Here is a 16,494-nt window from a genome sequence, read left to right on the forward strand (position 1 = left end):
CGACATGGACACTCTCCAAACCCGCTCACCCGCCGCTGACCACTCCCTGCGCGGACTCTGGAATCTCGTCGCGAACCGGCTGAGCACACTCATCGGCGATTCGTTTTTGGTTCTGGTGGCGCGCATTGCTATTGCCGCCATTTTCTTCATGTCCGGACGCACCAAAGTCTCGGACTTTATGACAATCACTCCGAGCACATACGAGCTTTTCCGTACGGAGTACGCATTGCCGTTGATCTCTCCAGAACTGGCGGCGCACCTCTCGACGTACAGCGAGCATCTGTTTCCTGTGCTTCTGGTGCTGGGTCTGTTTACCCGTCTATCAGCATTGGCATTGCTGGGCATGACCTTTGTAATCGAAGTGTTTGTGTACCCCGATGCCTGGCCAACTCACCTCTCTTGGGCAGGCCTACTGCTGCTCATAGTTGCGCGCGGGGCTGGATCACTTTCACTTGATCGGCGGCTGGGCATCCGATGAAACCTTCACCATTGAGCATGGTTGCAGAAAGCAACCTTGTTCATGGTTTTCGGCAACCCGTGTACCGCTAAACGCTTCGTTCTCCGTGCTCCGCAAATCACGCCAGTGCAACGCCCGCCTTCCGTAGGGCTGCAACTTCCAGGTAATTCACATGCAAAGTAATGCCGTCCGATTTTCCTGTGTAGGCTGCGGAATTTGCTGCAAAGGCAGACTGATACCGTTGACGTTAGCTGAGGCACAACAGTGGCTGACTCGGGGGGATGAAGTCGCAGTGATTGTCGAAGCCTTCGATGAATCGAACTGGCCTCGTTCATCAGAGGAATTCGCCCACGCCAAAGGTCGGTCGGTAAGCGTTCGTTGTGGCGATGCACGGATAAACGTCATCGCCGTATTTGCTGGCAAAGCCCTCGAGCAATGTCCCAACCTCAGAGCGGATAATCTGTGCGGTATCTACGACGAGCGCCCGTTGGTTTGTCGAATTTATCCAATGGAAATCAACCCATTTATCCCGTTACGCCAAGACAACAAGGTGTGCCCGCCAGAAGCGTGGGAGAGCAACGATATTCTATGTACCGATGGACGAGCCAATCCAGCGCTAGAAGCGCTCATCCATCAGTCTCGACTGGCAGACAACTCCGACGCCACAAGCAAAGTCGCCATTTGTGCGCATCTGGGATTAAATGTGGCGAGCTGGAAAGACAATGCGCTGGCCGTTTATTTTCCGCCTCGGACAAATTTGCTAGAGGCGATAGACAGCGCCATAGGTAACTCAGAGGATCATCCAGATTATGAGTGGCTAGTACGGGTCGATGATCCATCACTCAATGAACGATTGGCCATGGCGAATCTAGCAATGGCTGCCAAAGATTCCACCGATTACATCTTCCATACTTTATGAACTGCCTTCACAGACTGACCATAAATGTATGATGGATTGATCTTCACCAACGATCGCTTATCGAACCGTGCTCGCGTCCTGATTGAATAGCAGCTTGCGTGTTTCCTCGTCGACGACCGGAGCGGTGTTGATTCGTTCCGCCATCGCATATGCACGCTTTGTCGCAGGTCGATCACCTACTCGCTCAAACCAGCGAGCCAAATGAGGGAAGTCGGCAAGCTCTTGCTGCTGCCGGACGTGGGGCACAATCCATGGATAACTGGCCATGTCGGCAATGCTGTAGTCGCCAGCGATGTAGTCACGGCCATCCGCCAAGTGTTTATTCAACACGCCATACAATCGAGCGGTTTCCTTGACGTAGCGCTCCTGCGCATAGGGAATTGGCACCGGAGCGTATTGTACGAAGTGATGATTCTGCCCCGCCATCGGCCCCAACCCACCCATTTGCCAGAACAACCACTGCAAGGTTTCGTTGCGCCCTCGTAGATCGCCAGGAATGAACTGATGAGTTTTATCTGCCAGGTACAACAAAATGGCGCCCGACTCGAAGACTGACAACGGCTGACCACCGTCCAGTGGCACATGATCGACAATGGCTGGAATACGATTATTGGGAGCAATTTTTAAAAATGAAGGCGTGAATTGCTCCCCTTTCCCAATGTTCACCGGCACGATGCGATAAGGCAGGCCCGACTCTTCAAGGAACATGGAAATTTTGTGCCCGTTAGGGGTAGTCCAGTAATGCAGGTCGATCATGATCTTGCACCTCTACTGAATAATCTGAGGGAACATCGCTTTACGGGCGTCAGCATCCATTTCGGTCTTGTAACTGTGCTGGGTCTTCAGTGCTTCAGCTCGCTGGGCTGCCGGTCGCGCATTGATTTCATCAAGGAGCCGTTTGACGTTTGGAAGTTTCCCCCAAACTTCGTCACCCAGGATGAAAGGTACTGCTCGCGCCCAGCCCCACACCGCCATATCCACCAGCGTGTACTCATTTCCTAACATGTAAGGCATGTTTGCCAGGCGGTCGTTGATGATCGTCCAGTGACGCCAGGCTTCGAAGGTGTAACGGGTAACGGCGTAATCTTTGGGGTCGGGGGCGAAGTGTTTGAAATGCACTGCCTGACCAGAGTACGGGCCGATGCCAGTCGCGACGAACATGAGCCAAGAATACATTTCTCCACGGGCTTTCAGATTGTCAGCAGGTAGGAATTTTCCGCTCTTTTCCGCCAGGTAAAGCAGTATGGCGTTGCTGTCGAACACTACGGTGTCGCCGTCAACCAAAGCCGGTGTCTTGGCGTTTGGGTTGATCTTGAGAAACGCCGGATCGTGCTGCTCTCCTTTGCGGGTATCGACAGGGATGAGTTCGTACGCAAGACCTGCTTCCTCGAGGAAAAGCGCAACTTTTGCGGGGTTGGGTGACGGGTGATAGTAGAACTTGATCATGTTGACTCCGTGTAGTGGCGGTCAGTGAATGTCGCAAAGTGCCAGGGGCGGAAGCCCAAGACTTTTGAGTGCAATACCAATAGCGTCTGTGACACACGCAGGATCAGGATTAATTCGCGCCAACACTCGAACGCCTAGCAATACGCTAAGGAGGAGATTGGCGCCCTCCGTTGCATCGACTTCTCCAGCAACGTCGCGTTGCGTGGTGAAGGCAACCAGCCGGCCTTCAAAAAAACTTCGAATTGTCTGGAGCTCATCTACCACTGCCTGACGCAAGTCTGCGTCATCTGCTCTCGCCTCGATGGCCGAATTCACCAGCAGGCATCCGCGATGAAGGGGATCGTTCAGCGTGCGATCTACCAGTTCTGCAAAAAACCTGGTAATGGCCATTCCAGAATGAGGCAAGCCTTCAAGACGCTGAATTCGCTCACGCACGCTGCATTCCAGATAGTGATCAAGGGAACGACGATAAAGACTGCGTTTATCGCCAAAGGCGTTGTACAGGCTTGGCTGGTTTAGGCCTGTTGCCTTGACCAGATCTCGGGTGGAAGTGCCCTCATATCCATGCGTCCAGAATGCTTCGACTGCGGCGCTTAGAACCATTGACTCATCGAATGTACGAGGGCGGGCCATTGACTGAATAATCTCTGCAGGTTTGTAACAGACCATAACACGTGTTTTGTATCGATCGACACAAAACGAATTTTCGATTCCGTATTTTTCGGGTTTGCGCTGTAACCAAGGGGTTGAGCCCTACCCCGCAAGCATCAGGGCTTCCGTTGCGAGGCTACTGGTTGACGGATTCGGGTTTCAATCTAGTAACTCAAGGAAGGCTCGCTCCAAAAGCGAGACCAGATGGAGTTCAAATAGGTTGCAACCACTACAAGCAGGATAAGTGTGATTGGTAGCTTGAAGCACCATCGGCCAGCGATATCGGGAATAAGAGAGGTAACACCGACAGGCCCCGAAGCCATCCTATAGATACTCGAACACGATTTTGCCGCGCTTCCAGAGCTATAACGTTTTGCGTCCACTCAAAATACGCGGACACCATCGCCTTAATGCGGGGGTTCGGAAGGTGTGTTCCCGGAACGCTTACTGAAATGAGCGCTCATGCAACTCATGACGACTCACTTCTATAACGCGATGGAAAGGCCGCCCAACAAAAAGGGCCCTCGAAGGGCCCTCTCTTGTACTCAAACCAAACTCACTTGGTCAGCCAGGACTCAACGGTCGCGGAGCCGTGCTCAGCTTTCCATTCCTTAAGCGTTTTGTGGTTGCCGCCTTTGGTTTCGACGACTTCGCCGGTATGAGGGTTTTTGTAGATCTTCACTTGGCGTGGCTTACGCGTGCCGCCTTTGGACTCGGCTACTGGAGCACGACGACGAGCCTGAGGATCCAGCAAGTTGATCACGTTCGACAGGCTGTAACCGTATTCAGCGAGCAAAGCGCGCAGCTTCGTTTCAAATTCGATTTCTTTCTTGAGGCCAGCATCACCTTTGAGAGCTTCGAGCGCTTGAAGTTGTTCGGCGAGGTGTTTTTCGAGCTGGCGAAATTCTGCGAGTTTGGACATGGGAAGTCTCTCCGTGATTGTTGACCTAACGTTACACCAAAAACTCCGATGCGCATGAAGATGGGACGAGAAAGTTTTGAAGAATCGAAAATAAGGAGTTGGGTTGCGATAGTGTAGCGCTGAATAGTTTTTGGAACGGATCTGCGGGCCAAGGTGTCGTTTATATTAGGTACCTTAACTCACTGGTGTCGAAATCTAATTCAGATATTGGAGGTAAAATCATGAACAATATTATCTACATCGTCGGAGCAGTTGTGATCGCACTCGTTATTCTGTCGTTTGTCGGCATTGTATAGACTTAGCTGCTGAGTACCTCAGTGGCTCATTATCTGAGCTACCTGGGAATCCCCTTGGTGGCGCGGTTGCCCACCGCTGTTGGAATTTACCAGGCGTCCCTGACATTTACGAAACAACTGCTGAGGCTCCTTATTTGTGGTCAACGGCCAGCAGTGGCGATGCACCAACCCATCACTGAGTGAGGATGCGCGGCAGCGATTGGTCTACGACCTGCTGACAGCTCGTCGTGCAGTAAATCAGCGAAGGTTGCTAGTATTTGGTTCTCAACACCTGGGCGCACCATGATCACCTCGCCCGCTTGGCAAATGAATATCCATCGCCCCTCCCTTTGTGTTGCCTGAGCTCATCCGAATGACAATCCCTCGTTCCCCCCATTTACGCCTTCAGGATATTTGCGAGATCGGACAACGTAAGGAAGCATACAAATTGCGTGCCAACACCCTCCGAAAACCATCGTCTTATACTTTTGGCTAAAAAACACATATTTACCGCGCTGCAAAAAATAATCAGCAATAGACTGCTACACTCCGATTCTCCAGTGGAAAGTTAAGTAAGGCACTCAGAGTGATTTCACTATTCACTCCAACGTTCAGGATTAACTAAATAATATAAATAACATCCTACTTTTTGGAGTGCGACGTGACCATTTTCCCGAGCTCATTGACTTCGCCCAGTGGTTGCCAAGGATGCAAAAGCTCCTTAGAACTGGATTTAGATTTCACCTTCGCTTATCAGCCGATCGTGGACGTACGTGATCAGTCAATTTTTGCACATGAAGCATTAGTTCGGGGCCTCAACGGTGAAGGCGCGCTGTCTGTGCTAGAGAAAGTCAACGATCAGAATCGCTATCAATTCGATCAATTGTGCCGCGTTCGGGCTATTTCCACTGCAGCGCAGCTCGGCATGACCCAACATCTATCGATTAACTTTCTACCCAAAGCTGTGTACCGTCCAGAACTGTGCATTCGAAGCACACTCGAAGCTGCACGAATTAATAATTTCCCGCTCGACCGGCTGATTTTCGAGACGGTTGAAAGCGAATATGTTGATAACAATCACCACCTAACCAATATATTATCAAAATACCGGGAGTTTGGATTCAAAACGGCAATTGATGACTTTGGCGCGGGTTATTCAGGGTTGAACCTATTAGCAGATTTTCAGCCGGATTTGATTAAGCTGGATCTTGCGTTAGTGCGCAATATTCATCTTGATTCCGCTCGCCAGGCTATCGTGCGTGGCATTGTTATAATGTGCGCCGATCTAGATGTTAAAATCATTGCTGAAGGTATAGAAAATTCGGAAGAGCGAGATTTTCTTACCGACTGCGGAATTTTTCTAATGCAAGGTTTTTGGTTCGCCAAACCTGCATTCCAAGCAATGGCTCCCATCGATCCAAGCGCTTGGATATAAGTACAAACCCTACAGAATCTTATCGCCCATATTTAATTTTTGACTAAGAGAACAGCCGCGACATCACCGCCATTATTCACTTGGCCGATCAAACTTAGAATAACAATTTGCAATTAGTTCTTGTCATATATTGGTTGCAGAAAGGGTGGGCACCCTGCATCAAAAGTTGACTGAAGATAGTCCGGCAGAAAGTGCTCAAATTGATATCGAACCTAGCGAGAGAATAGAAAATGAATCTTACGTTCGAAGAAGCATCTATACAATCATTATTGGACGCGCCTGATCAACTGGATACTCTAAACTTCGGCATAATTGGTTTTGACGACGCTTCAGAAGTGACGACTTACAATGCTTTTGAAGCTACAAGTGCGGGCTTGCGGCAGGCACGTGTTTTAGGTAAGAATTTATTTTTGGAAATTGCGCCTTGCCTGAATAACGCCATGGTCGCTCAAAGGTTTGAGAAGGAACCTGAGTTAGACGTGATCATTTCTTACGTTCTGGCGCTTAGAATGCGGCCAATCCCCGTCAGATTAAGACTCCTTAAAAAAATCAATAATAACACCCGCTTCCTACTGGTTGAATGGGCATAAAAATGAGTGGCATCGAGCAGGATAATGACTCAATCGAGTCAGAGTACGAAGCGTTACTTTCATTCATGTATCTATCACCCGTAGGACTGGTAAGAACCAACCCCAGCGGAAAAATTGATATGCTTAATCCTATGGCAACACAATTGTTGATGCCATTGGTTAAGACTATTGGCCTTGAGAATCTGTTTGAAACACTTGCTTCCGTTGCGCCTGAATTACGTAACCTGGTTACAAGTTTTAAAGAGTCATGCGGATCAATATGTGTAAACCATAGAATCCACGTGACGTCCGCAGCCGACGGAGGTGTTGTACTGGCATGTACTATTGTGAAGGTCAACGACGATGTTTTGATAACAGTTCTGACTGATATCTCTTGCCAAGTTGCGACTGAAAGGAGGCTAAGGCAGACCGACTCATGGCTTGACGCAATCTATACTGTTGTTAACGATTTCGCAGTCCTCGGTTTGACTAAGCAGGGAGAGATTAATAGCTGGAGTCCCTCAGCAGAGCGTTTGACGGGATACTCGGAATCTGAGGCTATAGGTGAGACGTTGCGCCACTTCTGTAATCTTTCCGCCATGGATGTGCACGTTTTAGGTGAACATTTGGCATTCGCACGTGAGGAAGGTTGGCATTCACGAGACTATTATTGCCAACACAAATCGGGGCACAATTTTTTTGCTCAGGCAATGATCGCCGTTTTGCGTGAAGAGGATGATGAGTTCTCTGGATATACTGTGGTGTTTCGAGATATTACCGAGCGCAAGGTGTCGAGCGAGAATCTGGCTGACTTGCTAACTAAAGACCACCTCACAGGTGCAATTAACCGCGCTCATTTTTTCAACCTTGCAGAGAAAGCGTTTGCTCGAGCAAATCGATACAGACAGTCAATATCGATACTCATGTTAGATGCTGACCACTTCAAGCTAGTGAATGATAGCTGGGGGCATCCTATCGGCGATGAAGTTCTCAAGTCTATTGTTAAAGTTGCCGAAGGAATTCTCCGACCCGCAGATACTATAGCCAGATTTGGCGGAGAAGAGTTTGTAGTTATGCTGCCAAATACCAATAGCCTTGAGTCATCTATTATTGCAGAACGGCTCAGGAGTGCCATTGAAGCATCTAGCGTAGATGTTAAGGGGCTGGAAATAAAAATTACAGTTAGTATTGGCTATACTTCGATGAATGAATCGCGATCCACCCTGAAGCAATTATTGAGCTCCGCAGATAGCGCGCTCTACCTGGCAAAGGCCAAGGGTAGAAACTGCATAGTTGATATTGATTCAGCTCCCTAAATACGAGTATCTGACTTTAGTAGGATTCAGGAATGTATTAGCGAGCCGAAATTCTGGAGTTAAATTCAACTGGTCTCTGGATGAGGTACAAAATCTTGGTGGAGTTTCAGAGATGAATCAAATGACTCCTTGCGTCGCTAACTTGTAGTCAACAGGCCACTGTGGCGTTGCAGCAAACCATTACTGCGTGAGGGTGCACGAATGTGATTGCTCAACGACCTGATGGCATCGTCGCGCGGTAAAGGCATCAAAAGCCTCTGGGGACTCTGACCAGTTGTCTGCAGCAAGGGCAAAGATTCAGAAGACCACGGTGAAGCTAGGAGAACGCGGGCCTGTTTGGTGGGACGGTGGCAGCCCTGATTTCTATAGATACCAGGCTGCCAATAGACCGTATGCAGAGTGGTATATGTCCCTGAACACGGGCCCTCTTCTGGACGCGTCCGTGGCAGAGGAGAAGTGAAACGATTCCTCTTAGCTCATCTCTGAGCGCTTCTTATCCTTTAAAGAAGACGGCGATCTTGTTTCAGACTGGATCGCGAAGGTAAGCGACATAAAAGTCGGCGGTGTAAGCCTCTCGGACACCAGGCTTACCTTCATCCGTCCCGCCGCTAGCAATGCCTGCAGCATGCACTTCATCTACCTTCGCTCTGGATTCGGCCCGCAGCGCCGGCATCATCCCATTCCCCACCGTAGCGCGTTCGCCATTGAAGGGCCGAGCAATATGAATGCTTCCAGGCCCATTGGATTTGTCCACTGTCTCGGGAAGCGAGAAACAGTATTGTCCCTCGGATCGATCTTTCTCATAGCCAAGTGGCGATAGAACAGCATCGTAAAAACGTGCAGATGCCTCTACATCGTTGGCGCCTATGAACAGATAGCTGAGCATGGATTCCTCCCCCATAGGTCACTAATGAATCAATGGGAATCTCATTTCCCCAGCACCACTGTGACATCGAGAAGAGCGCCAAATCCAATTTTTATGCACCGAGGCAGAGAAAATTATGGCGCAGCAATAATTATTACTGAGCCATAATTTCCAATAATTCAGATTTAAATCTTCAACATGATGCCGTGACAAAGAAATGAACCTGTCACCTTGAGTAGACAATCCACAGCTGATCAACCCGCGTCGTAAAGCTCTGACTCATCATCTCCCGACGCATCCCCCAATCAGGATTGGTTGGCACACTCGCCAAGCGCAGTGTTCCCCTACCCCACCGTTCATTGATGGAATCCAGCACGCCCATGACTTTCTCTGTAGCGACCGGCTGTGAAATCGAAAAAAGGTCATCGGTGTACTCCCCTTTCTGGCAAAGGTTGAGCAGGAGCACCTCTGCTTTGCTGTACTTGAACCCTGGCCGGAACACTCGATCAACAGCCTCCACCGCCGCCTTCGTCATCAAGCGAACGTCGTCCGTTGGGTACGGCAATTCCACCAACACACCATTGGCGTACTTCGCTTCCTCGGGATTGAACATGCCGGTGCGAATGCTGACCCTGATCTTCTTGCATAGGGACTGCTGAGCCCGGAGCTTCTCCGTGGCTCGCATCATGTATGTGGCGACCGCCTCTTTGATCGGCGCAATTTCGGTAAGGCGCTTACCAAACATGCGAGAACAGCAGATCTCCTGTTTCGGCGGATCTGGCTCGTCGAGCTCCAGGCACGGCGTACCGGCCAACTCACGGGCCGTCTTCTCGATTACCACGCTGAATTTTTTACGAAGCATCCAAGCATCAGCCTTGGAGAGATCCCAGGCGGACTTGATGCCCATGCCTTCTAGGTGAAGAGTCATCTTGCGTCCGACACCCCATACATCTGACACCGAGCATTTCTTCAGTACCCAATCCCGCTTGACCTGATCACGAAGATCGACGACACCTCCGCTCTGAGCCTGCCATTTCTTTGCCGCGTGATTGGCCAGCTTACTGAGGGTTTTCGTGCCGGCGATACCCACTCCGACTGGAATACCGGTGCTTCGATAAACTTGGGCGCGGATACGTCTTCCCAACGCCTCGAGATCTCCTGGTACACCGGTTAAATCCGCGAAGGCTTCATCGATGCTATAGACCTCAACGGCAGGCACCATAGACTCGATGACGCTCATCACGCGCTCACTCATGTCGCCGTAAAGCGCATAGTTCGACGAGAACGCGACAATGCCGTGTTGCTTAAGTTTGTGCTTGATCTGGAAATACGGCTCGCCCATTTTCACAAACGGTTTGCTGTCCGCGCTGCGGGCGATCACGCAGCCATCGTTATTCGACAAAACTACGATCGGCGTCTTCGCCAGATCTGGGCGAAAGACTCGCTCACAACTCGCGTAGAAGCTGTTGCAGTCGATAAGCGCGAAGACAGGATCAGGCTTTCGGATCATGAGCACGTACGCTGAATGTCACCACACCCCAGATAATCAACTCATCGCCTTCGAGGATGTATCGCGGTGGGTAACCTACGTTTTCGGACATCAAGATGATGTTGGGCCCACGCTTACAAAGGCGCTTGCAGACCGGCTCGCAATTCACCGCCGCAATCACGATGTGCCCATGCTCAGCGGTGATCGAGCGATCAACCACAGCCATATCACCATCGAATATTCCAGCACCTTCCATGCTGCTTCCCTCGATGCGCACCAGGTAGATATGCGGTGCTCGAATGTCCAGAAGCTCGTCGATGGAGATGTGTTGCTCAAGGTGATCCGCAGCCGGCGATGGGAACCCCGCAGGGACTTTGAAGGAGTAGAAGGGAAGCTGAACTCCCCCCTCTGCAATTGGGCCGAGGATGGTAACGCTCATGAAGGTTGCCTTAACCTAAACTGTATATGCATACAGTTAACGTCGAAGCGCGCTTGCGGTCAATCTTGGGCGAGGAAAATTGCGACCGATGGGTTTTCTTGGAAGACGTTTGGAGGTTGGTCAGGAGTCATGAAGGCTGAAACCTGACCGAATTTCGATGTGCCGTCCGAGGTTGCGAACTGCATTCCACTGCTGACCGGTTTGCATGCAACTCACCAATCGCATTGGTTTGTCCCTAAACCAAATTGGGCAAGGAACAAGGCATGCGACAGGCAGAAGTCGGCCAAGAGCAGCCATTCAGCGCACCAAACAACGGACGAATGATGCATTTACTGATTCACCATGGGGTGACGGAAATGGGCTACCTTGGTGACCCAGTTACTCACAGCTCAGGGAGAGCGACATGTCTGTAGAAATCCAGCTTTCGGAAAATGCGACTGAAGCAGAGCGGTTAGGAATTTTGACTCCGTTACTGGCCCATAATCTGGCTAACGGTGGGAACGACGCCCATGAAACATTTGCCCTGTTGCTACGAGACCCTGACAGTAACGAAGTTATAGGCGGGCTGTACGGCAAGGTCTCATATCGATGGCTGCTCATTGATCTTGTCAGCGTTCCCGAGTCGATACGTGGCCAAGGTATCGGAGAACGGCTAATGCGCATGGCCGAAGATATCGCTCAGAAAAAGAACTGCACGGGTATCTGGCTGGAGACCTTCAGCTTTCAGGCCCCCGGCTTTTATCAAAAACTTGGCTACTCCGAATTCGGACGCCTGGCAGACTATCCACCGGGACATACCCGGCTCTACTACCAGAAGTCGTTGTGCTGACAGCGTTTTGATCTTGGCCCGATAGCTGCCTCGTAGGAGACCACATTCGGCCAGAAGTTGCCTTTCACCTGTCCACAGAAAGACGCTCAACGTATCCCGCCGAAAGACAACATTGAAAAGGAGTTCGAATGAAAACTGATTGGCAACAAATTCGAGAAATGATGAGCACTGTCATCGATAGCTGTGAGCAGATCGAAACGGCAGGATTCAATGAAGAACATCGCTCCGCGACCTTGGAAATCAAAGGCGTCCATTACTCCCTTCAGGAGTTTTTAATCAGTGCCTGGACGCTCCCGGAAAACATTCGCTATCAGATCATTCGTGAGCGTCATGAGGCTGGAAATGACCTTCCCTACGTTCCCGAAGCAGCACGCATGCTTGTCTCAATGGCGCAGGCTTGTGCGGAATTGGTCGGAGCAGCGGACACGGCACCAGCTCAAAAAGCTATTGCAGGAATGAATCATTGGTACAAGGCCTACGCTGTACCGCATATGACCACAGCCATCAGGCTAGCAAAAAAAGAATCTGACGCTTAGATTCACCGGCAATCACCGGCGGAGACGGATTTGTAATCTCTGGTATGAACGTCTCCTATGGGTTGATTTCAGCCAGTCGCGATAGGCAGAAATCGGCCAAAGGCGGACACGTCGGCCTGGTTTGCGTCAGAAAATAATTCGAGATTATTAGAATGCCGGTTGAGTGCAAAAGGTGCGGTCAAGGTTCAGTCCAAGCTATGCGTATCCGTTCTACGAATATCTTGCTGTGGGTCTGCGAAGAGTGTGAAGCGACATGGAAAAGCCAAGAGGAAGTCAACGTCGGTAAGTTTGAAGACTACGGAACGCTAATGAGGGGAATCGGGCGCAGCATTTTGTGGTCGGAGCTAGTGCCCCAGTAAAAAGCGCGCAACATTCGCTTTACACTTTCTGCGAACCGTCCGCTTGGGGTCGATCTCTGCCGGTCGCTCATCTAGATTCAGCGTCAAACTCGATGCAAAAAGCTGATCAGAATGGATTTAATCTGGCTTGCGATCCTGTGCAATTTCCCGGCAGAAAGGCAATCGCTTCTTCGCGCAAGCGGCTTGCCGTACCGGGGGAATAATCCAATCAGGTAGGTGGTTCATCAATGCCCCAGGTAGTGACAGGCGATTGAGTGTGCGCATGATAGCCTCGGCTCAGACATCACTGTTCTGAGAACCAACCTTGAGCACAGCTAGCCTACCCAACGATTTCCACGCACTGATCAACGCACCAAAATTTTCGGACGACGCGGTTGGACAGCGTCAAATGAAGCGGTGGCAATTGTTCGCTGGCGACATCTACAAAAGCACCTCCATCGAGGCATTGCTCGAAGCAAGGGGCAAAGCTGAGGGCTACATTCACGGCCTGGTGGACGCTGGGCACCTGTCGACGAGAGACACTGACCGAGACTATTTGATCATGTGCATCGTGCAAAGACGGCGCGAGTTTTAGCGGCAACTGACTCACGGAGCGGCCGGAACAACAGGCAGCTCCCGCACCTCGCTGACGCGCACTTATCAAGGACGACTTTCGATACCCTGTCCTGCAACCTGCAATCGCCTCTTCGCGCTAGCGTCTAGCCTTTTCATATTTCAGTGTTTGGCAGGTCTGACCGCACCCAAAGGCCGGGGGTTTTCAACAATATCAATCGCCATCGTCAGCTCAAGCTGCATATGCGCAAAAACTGTATCGAGGTTCGGATGGCCTACCGAATCGCGCAAGGCATTCACCAACTGCAGTAGCTCTCGACCGTGTGCGACCGGCGTTTGGATATCGCAGTACACAGTGCCGTCATCATGGGCCACCTTCAATCTCCGCATTAGCCTTACTGGAGTACATTTGGCGGAATTTGGGAACTCTCTGTGACAGATTTAAGAAAGGATCTGAAGCTAGCCCGCCCTTCCCCTTTCATGAATGAAGCGACCAAATAACGAGAGTTCATGGTAGTCAACACCCAGAACCTCCCCTCCTTTTTTGCATTACGAATGCTAGATGTGCGCATCAAATGTCCGTCAGCGAAACGGCCATGACGATCCACCCTTGTATGGCCAAAAACGACTCCAACCGCCACGCCATTTGATACAAATACATCGCTCAAGGACGCAGTAATGGGCGCGTCATAGATGTGTTCACTTGCACGAACGATTCGGCTCAGCTGGAAATCCGTGAGACGCTTTGAGTGAAGCTCGACTTCGTGTATGTCGCTCATTAAATTTCTCCGATTCGGTAGTCGCCCGGCGATGGATTAAAAACGTCAGTAAATTTTCCTGACGTTAGTTAACGACTCTGGCTTAAAAGACCGATCGTGGGTGTCGGTGTAGACCTCGCCACTCTCAAGCTCAAGCAGACATATGACGATGCCATTTCGGTCGTAGCCAATAGAAACCCCCTTTAAAATTTCCATTCGCCAACTTTCGCCGCCGTTCATCCAAGAGGGTGTCAACGCTTGAATTTCTGTAATGACAAAGTCTTCGTTCTGCAACTCAAGAATTTCGAGCAGCCGTGTCTCATCATTCAACATCTCAATCATGCTCACGAATCGACCGTCGAGCTTCTTTTTCACGCATACGTGATACCAGTGAATATTCAACGCCCGCGAAATGCCATGCCAGTGCGCGAGACCTTCCCCGAACATGCCCGGTACACCTTCAATATCTTCGATTTTGGTTCTGAACATTTTTCTCTCAATCTGGAATCGTTGCTTGGGCACCGCGTCATCTAAAAGAAAGAAAAGATTGTCTCGAGGCTTGCTGTTTTTTCGTGACCGGGCCCCTTCAACACATAAATCGTGTTCCAGGTTTCAAAAAGGAAGCCGTCTTGAAATGAAATCGCCATCGTGGAACGTACCCAGTCGCCAACATCAAAGCGGCGCTGGCTGTCGAAGCGCACATTGTGAGCAAACAAAACCAGCGGTAACTTTCCTGCTGCGTCGATTTTTTGGAGCTCGTCGTCAGTGACGTCAACCTTGAAGATTGTCCAATCCTCAACGAGGCAGTAAGGCTTTCGGGGGAAGAGAGCCTTAACCAGTTCTATGAGAATCTCGTCGTCATCAATCGATCCTTGGCGAGGACTGCCAGGCCCGCCGAGTAACCCTTCAGCACCTTCGTTTGTCTCTGTGCTCAATCTCGTAATCTCCGTCAATACAACTGGTGTGTTCATTGAGCGATCACCATCCGGAGGAAGTCTCGAACTGGGCACCCACCGATTTTAATGCTCCTTGAGGAAGCTTTGGTGGCGTCCTGCTACCTTCGAATCGAGGCATCTGGCCCACAGGAGCACCCGACATAACGGATAATACACTATATTGACGTTTATTCGTAAACCTCAGTTATGGCTATATCCTGGCTTTTGGGAAAGTCATGGAACTGAGAACCGCATTTGCTGGCGTACTTCGGGCGCTCCGTCTCGTCCGGCGCGCTAGGTACGCTGACGTCTCGGATGCCACCCACCGACGTAAAGTCAGTGCTCTCGAGAATGCGCAGACCAGCATCACAGTCGAGCAATTTGACGAGCTGGCGCAATCTCTTGGTCTCGATCCCATAGCGATGCTTACCCTCTGCATTGCCCTCCGCCAAGGTGAGCAACCGCTGACGGTAATTGGTCGTGCATTGACCGACGTGGCGGCCTTCGAAGCTGAGGGTGGCATGAAGGTGCTCGGTGATCAGTTCGACGCTAACGGTAACCTCATAAAACGAGGACGCGGAAAGCCGCTTAACGCAGATAATGAGAGAGCGGTATTGGCACTCAAGGCAGAAGGTGCGACGCAGCAGCAGGCGGCGGCGCAGTTGGGGCTGGCATTGACGTCCGTGAGGGAGTATTGGAGGAAGTCATAAGACTTGAGTGATGAGCCGTAAAGCGTGCCTTCGGGACTTAAGATCTTCTGGACTTATCAATGACATTCTCTTGCCTCCGTAGATAACCAATGGATAGCTAGCAAATGTCATCGATCGCAATACGCACAGCGTGAGTGCTAGAGGTGCACCCGCAGATACTAGGCAATAGGCAGATTAATAGAAACGAACATCGATTCTAAAGACACTGAACTATGCTTCTTTCCGTGGAATCGCCCTCGCCGACTTTGTTGCCAAAAATGCTGCAGTTAATAACTGCTCTGCTAACCATTCGGCTTCACTGGTAGTAAACATCCAACGAACCCAGCCAAAACTCAAATAAATGTACTGTGCTTCTAGGCCGATTTGCAGATCGTAATAGGGCTCCTCACCGTCTTCAAATTCAACCATAGGCTCAGGATCCAATAGAGTTCCGACCATGAGGAACTCTCTTCCTCTTTTAAAAACCTGGAGAAAGTCAGATTGTTCTGTTGATCTAAACGGCTCATTGCGCTGTATTAGAGCGCTCCAAAACTCTAGATTTGTTTTATGTTTTGAATTTCCCGACTCATTTTCATCATGGCCATTCGAGTTGATGATTGCCGAGATTAAACCCAACCCCACGTTATAGGCCTGAATAGATGTGAAGCTGGCATTAAAATCGTGGAGTCGTAACCGCACGATCCGTGACGCTGTAAGTTTGACAGTCGTACGAAAATCCTCATCCGTTCCTGGGAACATGAAAGTTTCAGATGACTTGAAGTTGAGGCTGGATTCCAAACGCTTTTTGCCGCTCATAGGATTCTCGAAAGTTGGCTCATGCACTACTAAACGGAACAGTTTCGAAAAATCTTTAGCGGATTTCAGAATTTTTTTTGAGTAGGTCAGTCAGAGGAAAAAGCAGAACCTGACCAACCATTCCCTTGAAGCACCGAGGGTGGTTGCCTCGTGGGAAAAGTGGCGATCGATTCAAGCATTGAAAGCCGAGGGATATAGCCAGAGTGACATCGCCCGAGAACTCGGTTGCCACAAGGC

At 50.3% G+C, this 16,494-nt stretch carries 20 protein-coding genes; 9 read left to right on the plus strand and 11 right to left on the minus strand.

Annotation, left to right across the window (positions count from 1 at the left end):
* The first annotated feature begins 4 nt into the window (after positions 1–4).
* Complete coding sequence (locus QFW87_RS19405) at positions 5–478, plus strand: DoxX family protein (protein WP_094468396.1); 474 nt, start codon at positions 5–7, stop codon at positions 476–478.
* Between the two features lie 151 nt (positions 479–629).
* Complete coding sequence (locus tag QFW87_RS19410) at positions 630–1,376, plus strand: YkgJ family cysteine cluster protein (RefSeq protein ID WP_283188600.1); 747 nt, start codon at positions 630–632, stop codon at positions 1,374–1,376.
* Positions 1,377–1,433: 57 nt separating this feature from the next.
* Here the strand turns inward: QFW87_RS19410 and QFW87_RS19415 are convergent, their stop codons facing one another.
* The 4 genes from QFW87_RS19415 to QFW87_RS19430 all read right to left on the minus strand — a co-directional run bounded on the left by QFW87_RS19415 (position 1,434) and on the right by QFW87_RS19430 (position 4,395).
* Positions 1,434–2,132: a glutathione S-transferase N-terminal domain-containing protein gene (locus QFW87_RS19415; protein ID WP_283188601.1), complete on the minus strand. Its 699-nt coding sequence runs from the start codon at positions 2,130–2,132 to the stop codon at positions 1,434–1,436.
* A gap of 12 nt (positions 2,133–2,144) precedes the next feature.
* Positions 2,145–2,822 (minus strand): glutathione S-transferase family protein, encoded by a 678-nt coding sequence (locus QFW87_RS19420; protein WP_283188602.1) that lies wholly within the window; start codon positions 2,820–2,822, stop codon positions 2,145–2,147.
* Positions 2,823–2,843: 21 nt separating this feature from the next.
* On the minus strand, positions 2,844–3,455 hold the full coding sequence (locus QFW87_RS19425; protein ID WP_166589622.1) for a TetR/AcrR family transcriptional regulator: 612 nt from the start codon (positions 3,453–3,455) through the stop codon (positions 2,844–2,846).
* 574 nt (positions 3,456–4,029) lie between these two features.
* Entirely contained in the window at positions 4,030–4,395 is a 366-nt protein-coding gene (locus QFW87_RS19430; protein WP_283188603.1) for a histone-like nucleoid-structuring protein, MvaT/MvaU family, read from the minus strand.
* A 936-nt stretch (positions 4,396–5,331) separates the two neighbouring features.
* Here QFW87_RS19430 and QFW87_RS19435 point away from each other — a divergent pair.
* The 3 genes from QFW87_RS19435 (at position 5,332) to QFW87_RS19445 (ending at position 7,990) form a co-directional block, all read left to right on the plus strand.
* Positions 5,332–6,105 carry an EAL domain-containing protein gene (locus QFW87_RS19435; protein ID WP_283188604.1) on the plus strand — a complete coding sequence of 258 codons (774 nt, stop codon included), beginning with the start codon at positions 5,332–5,334 and terminating at the stop codon, positions 6,103–6,105.
* Positions 6,106–6,335: 230 nt separating this feature from the next.
* Complete coding sequence (locus tag QFW87_RS19440; protein WP_283188605.1) at positions 6,336–6,695, plus strand: PAS domain-containing protein; 360 nt, start codon at positions 6,336–6,338, stop codon at positions 6,693–6,695.
* Between the two features lie 2 nt (positions 6,696–6,697).
* On the plus strand, positions 6,698–7,990 hold the full coding sequence (locus tag QFW87_RS19445) for a sensor domain-containing diguanylate cyclase (RefSeq protein ID WP_283188606.1): 1,293 nt from the start codon (positions 6,698–6,700) through the stop codon (positions 7,988–7,990).
* A 523-nt stretch (positions 7,991–8,513) separates the two neighbouring features.
* On the opposite strand, the gene QFW87_RS19455 is transcribed toward QFW87_RS19445, so the two are convergent.
* The 3 genes from QFW87_RS19455 to umuD all read right to left on the minus strand — a co-directional run bounded on the left by QFW87_RS19455 (position 8,514) and on the right by umuD (position 10,783).
* The gene (locus QFW87_RS19455; RefSeq protein WP_283188607.1) at positions 8,514–8,876 is read right to left on the minus strand and encodes a VOC family protein; all 363 of its coding nucleotides are present in this window, start codon (positions 8,874–8,876) and stop codon (positions 8,514–8,516) included.
* A 205-nt stretch (positions 8,877–9,081) separates the two neighbouring features.
* A complete protein-coding gene (gene umuC, locus QFW87_RS19460) occupies positions 9,082–10,362 on the minus strand; it encodes a translesion error-prone DNA polymerase V subunit UmuC (RefSeq protein WP_283190937.1) in 1,281 nt (426 codons plus the stop codon).
* Positions 10,349–10,783 (minus strand): translesion error-prone DNA polymerase V autoproteolytic subunit, encoded by a 435-nt coding sequence (gene umuD / locus QFW87_RS19465; protein WP_283188608.1) that lies wholly within the window; start codon positions 10,781–10,783, stop codon positions 10,349–10,351. Before umuD ends, umuC begins: the two co-directional genes overlap by 14 nt.
* Positions 10,784–11,186: 403 nt before the next feature.
* On the opposite strand from umuD, the gene QFW87_RS19470 reads away from it, so the two are divergent.
* From QFW87_RS19470 to QFW87_RS19480, 3 genes are all read left to right on the plus strand, one after another.
* Positions 11,187–11,612: a GNAT family N-acetyltransferase gene (locus QFW87_RS19470; RefSeq protein ID WP_283188609.1), complete on the plus strand. Its 426-nt coding sequence runs from the start codon at positions 11,187–11,189 to the stop codon at positions 11,610–11,612.
* Between the two features lie 128 nt (positions 11,613–11,740).
* Positions 11,741–12,148 (plus strand): hypothetical protein, encoded by a 408-nt coding sequence (locus QFW87_RS19475; protein ID WP_283188610.1) that lies wholly within the window; start codon positions 11,741–11,743, stop codon positions 12,146–12,148.
* Between the two features lie 747 nt (positions 12,149–12,895).
* Positions 12,896–13,081: a hypothetical protein gene (locus QFW87_RS19480; RefSeq protein WP_283188611.1), complete on the plus strand. Its 186-nt coding sequence runs from the start codon at positions 12,896–12,898 to the stop codon at positions 13,079–13,081.
* A gap of 140 nt (positions 13,082–13,221) precedes the next feature.
* Here the strand turns inward: QFW87_RS19480 and QFW87_RS19485 are convergent, their stop codons facing one another.
* From QFW87_RS19485 to QFW87_RS19500, 3 genes are all read right to left on the minus strand, one after another.
* Positions 13,222–13,449 carry a hypothetical protein gene (locus QFW87_RS19485; RefSeq protein WP_283188612.1) on the minus strand — a complete coding sequence of 76 codons (228 nt, stop codon included), beginning with the start codon at positions 13,447–13,449 and terminating at the stop codon, positions 13,222–13,224.
* A gap of 434 nt (positions 13,450–13,883) precedes the next feature.
* On the minus strand, positions 13,884–14,306 hold the full coding sequence (locus tag QFW87_RS19495; RefSeq protein ID WP_283188614.1) for a hypothetical protein: 423 nt from the start codon (positions 14,304–14,306) through the stop codon (positions 13,884–13,886).
* Positions 14,307–14,347: 41 nt separating this feature from the next.
* Entirely contained in the window at positions 14,348–14,788 is a 441-nt protein-coding gene (locus tag QFW87_RS19500) for a hypothetical protein (RefSeq protein WP_283188615.1), read from the minus strand.
* Between the two features lie 200 nt (positions 14,789–14,988).
* Between QFW87_RS19500 and QFW87_RS19505 the strand changes: the two genes are divergently transcribed.
* Positions 14,989–15,462: an XRE family transcriptional regulator gene (locus QFW87_RS19505; RefSeq protein WP_283188616.1), complete on the plus strand. Its 474-nt coding sequence runs from the start codon at positions 14,989–14,991 to the stop codon at positions 15,460–15,462.
* A gap of 210 nt (positions 15,463–15,672) precedes the next feature.
* On the opposite strand, the gene QFW87_RS19510 is transcribed toward QFW87_RS19505, so the two are convergent.
* The gene (locus tag QFW87_RS19510; protein WP_283188617.1) at positions 15,673–16,257 is read right to left on the minus strand and encodes a hypothetical protein; all 585 of its coding nucleotides are present in this window, start codon (positions 16,255–16,257) and stop codon (positions 15,673–15,675) included.
* Between the last annotated feature and the right edge of the window lie 237 nt (positions 16,258–16,494).

This window comes from Pseudomonas sp. PMCC200344, from assembly GCF_030053095.1.
GTDB classification, from domain to species: Bacteria; Pseudomonadota; Gammaproteobacteria; order Pseudomonadales; family Pseudomonadaceae; genus Aquipseudomonas; species Aquipseudomonas svalbardensis.

Excerpts from the sequence above, each read along its gene's own strand:
- QFW87_RS19500 (WP_283188615.1), bottom strand. The coding sequence starts at position 14,788 with ATGAACACACCAGTTGTATTGACGGAGATTACGAGATTGAGCACAGAG.
- QFW87_RS19415 (WP_283188601.1), bottom strand. The coding sequence starts at position 2,132 with ATGATCGACCTGCATTACTGGACTACCCCTAACGGGCACAAAATTTCC.
- QFW87_RS19445 (WP_283188606.1), top strand. The coding sequence starts at position 6,698 with ATGAGTGGCATCGAGCAGGATAATGACTCAATCGAGTCAGAGTACGAA.
- QFW87_RS19480 (WP_283188611.1), top strand. The coding sequence starts at position 12,896 with ATGAAGCGGTGGCAATTGTTCGCTGGCGACATCTACAAAAGCACCTCC.
- QFW87_RS19470 (WP_283188609.1), top strand. The coding sequence starts at position 11,187 with ATGTCTGTAGAAATCCAGCTTTCGGAAAATGCGACTGAAGCAGAGCGG.
- QFW87_RS19430 (WP_283188603.1), bottom strand. The coding sequence starts at position 4,395 with ATGTCCAAACTCGCAGAATTTCGCCAGCTCGAAAAACACCTCGCCGAA.
- QFW87_RS19495 (WP_283188614.1), bottom strand. The coding sequence starts at position 14,306 with ATGTTCAGAACCAAAATCGAAGATATTGAAGGTGTACCGGGCATGTTC.
- QFW87_RS19405 (WP_094468396.1), top strand. The coding sequence starts at position 5 with ATGGACACTCTCCAAACCCGCTCACCCGCCGCTGACCACTCCCTGCGC.
- umuD (WP_283188608.1), bottom strand. The coding sequence starts at position 10,783 with ATGAGCGTTACCATCCTCGGCCCAATTGCAGAGGGGGGAGTTCAGCTT.
- QFW87_RS19475 (WP_283188610.1), top strand. The coding sequence starts at position 11,741 with ATGAAAACTGATTGGCAACAAATTCGAGAAATGATGAGCACTGTCATC.
- QFW87_RS19425 (WP_166589622.1), bottom strand. The coding sequence starts at position 3,455 with ATGGCCCGCCCTCGTACATTCGATGAGTCAATGGTTCTAAGCGCCGCA.
- QFW87_RS19455 (WP_283188607.1), bottom strand. The coding sequence starts at position 8,876 with ATGCTCAGCTATCTGTTCATAGGCGCCAACGATGTAGAGGCATCTGCA.
- QFW87_RS19420 (WP_283188602.1), bottom strand. The coding sequence starts at position 2,822 with ATGATCAAGTTCTACTATCACCCGTCACCCAACCCCGCAAAAGTTGCG.
- QFW87_RS19440 (WP_283188605.1), top strand. The coding sequence starts at position 6,336 with ATGAATCTTACGTTCGAAGAAGCATCTATACAATCATTATTGGACGCG.
- QFW87_RS19410 (WP_283188600.1), top strand. The coding sequence starts at position 630 with ATGCAAAGTAATGCCGTCCGATTTTCCTGTGTAGGCTGCGGAATTTGC.
- QFW87_RS19510 (WP_283188617.1), bottom strand. The coding sequence starts at position 16,257 with ATGAGCGGCAAAAAGCGTTTGGAATCCAGCCTCAACTTCAAGTCATCT.
- QFW87_RS19505 (WP_283188616.1), top strand. The coding sequence starts at position 14,989 with ATGGAACTGAGAACCGCATTTGCTGGCGTACTTCGGGCGCTCCGTCTC.
- QFW87_RS19485 (WP_283188612.1), bottom strand. The coding sequence starts at position 13,449 with ATGCGGAGATTGAAGGTGGCCCATGATGACGGCACTGTGTACTGCGAT.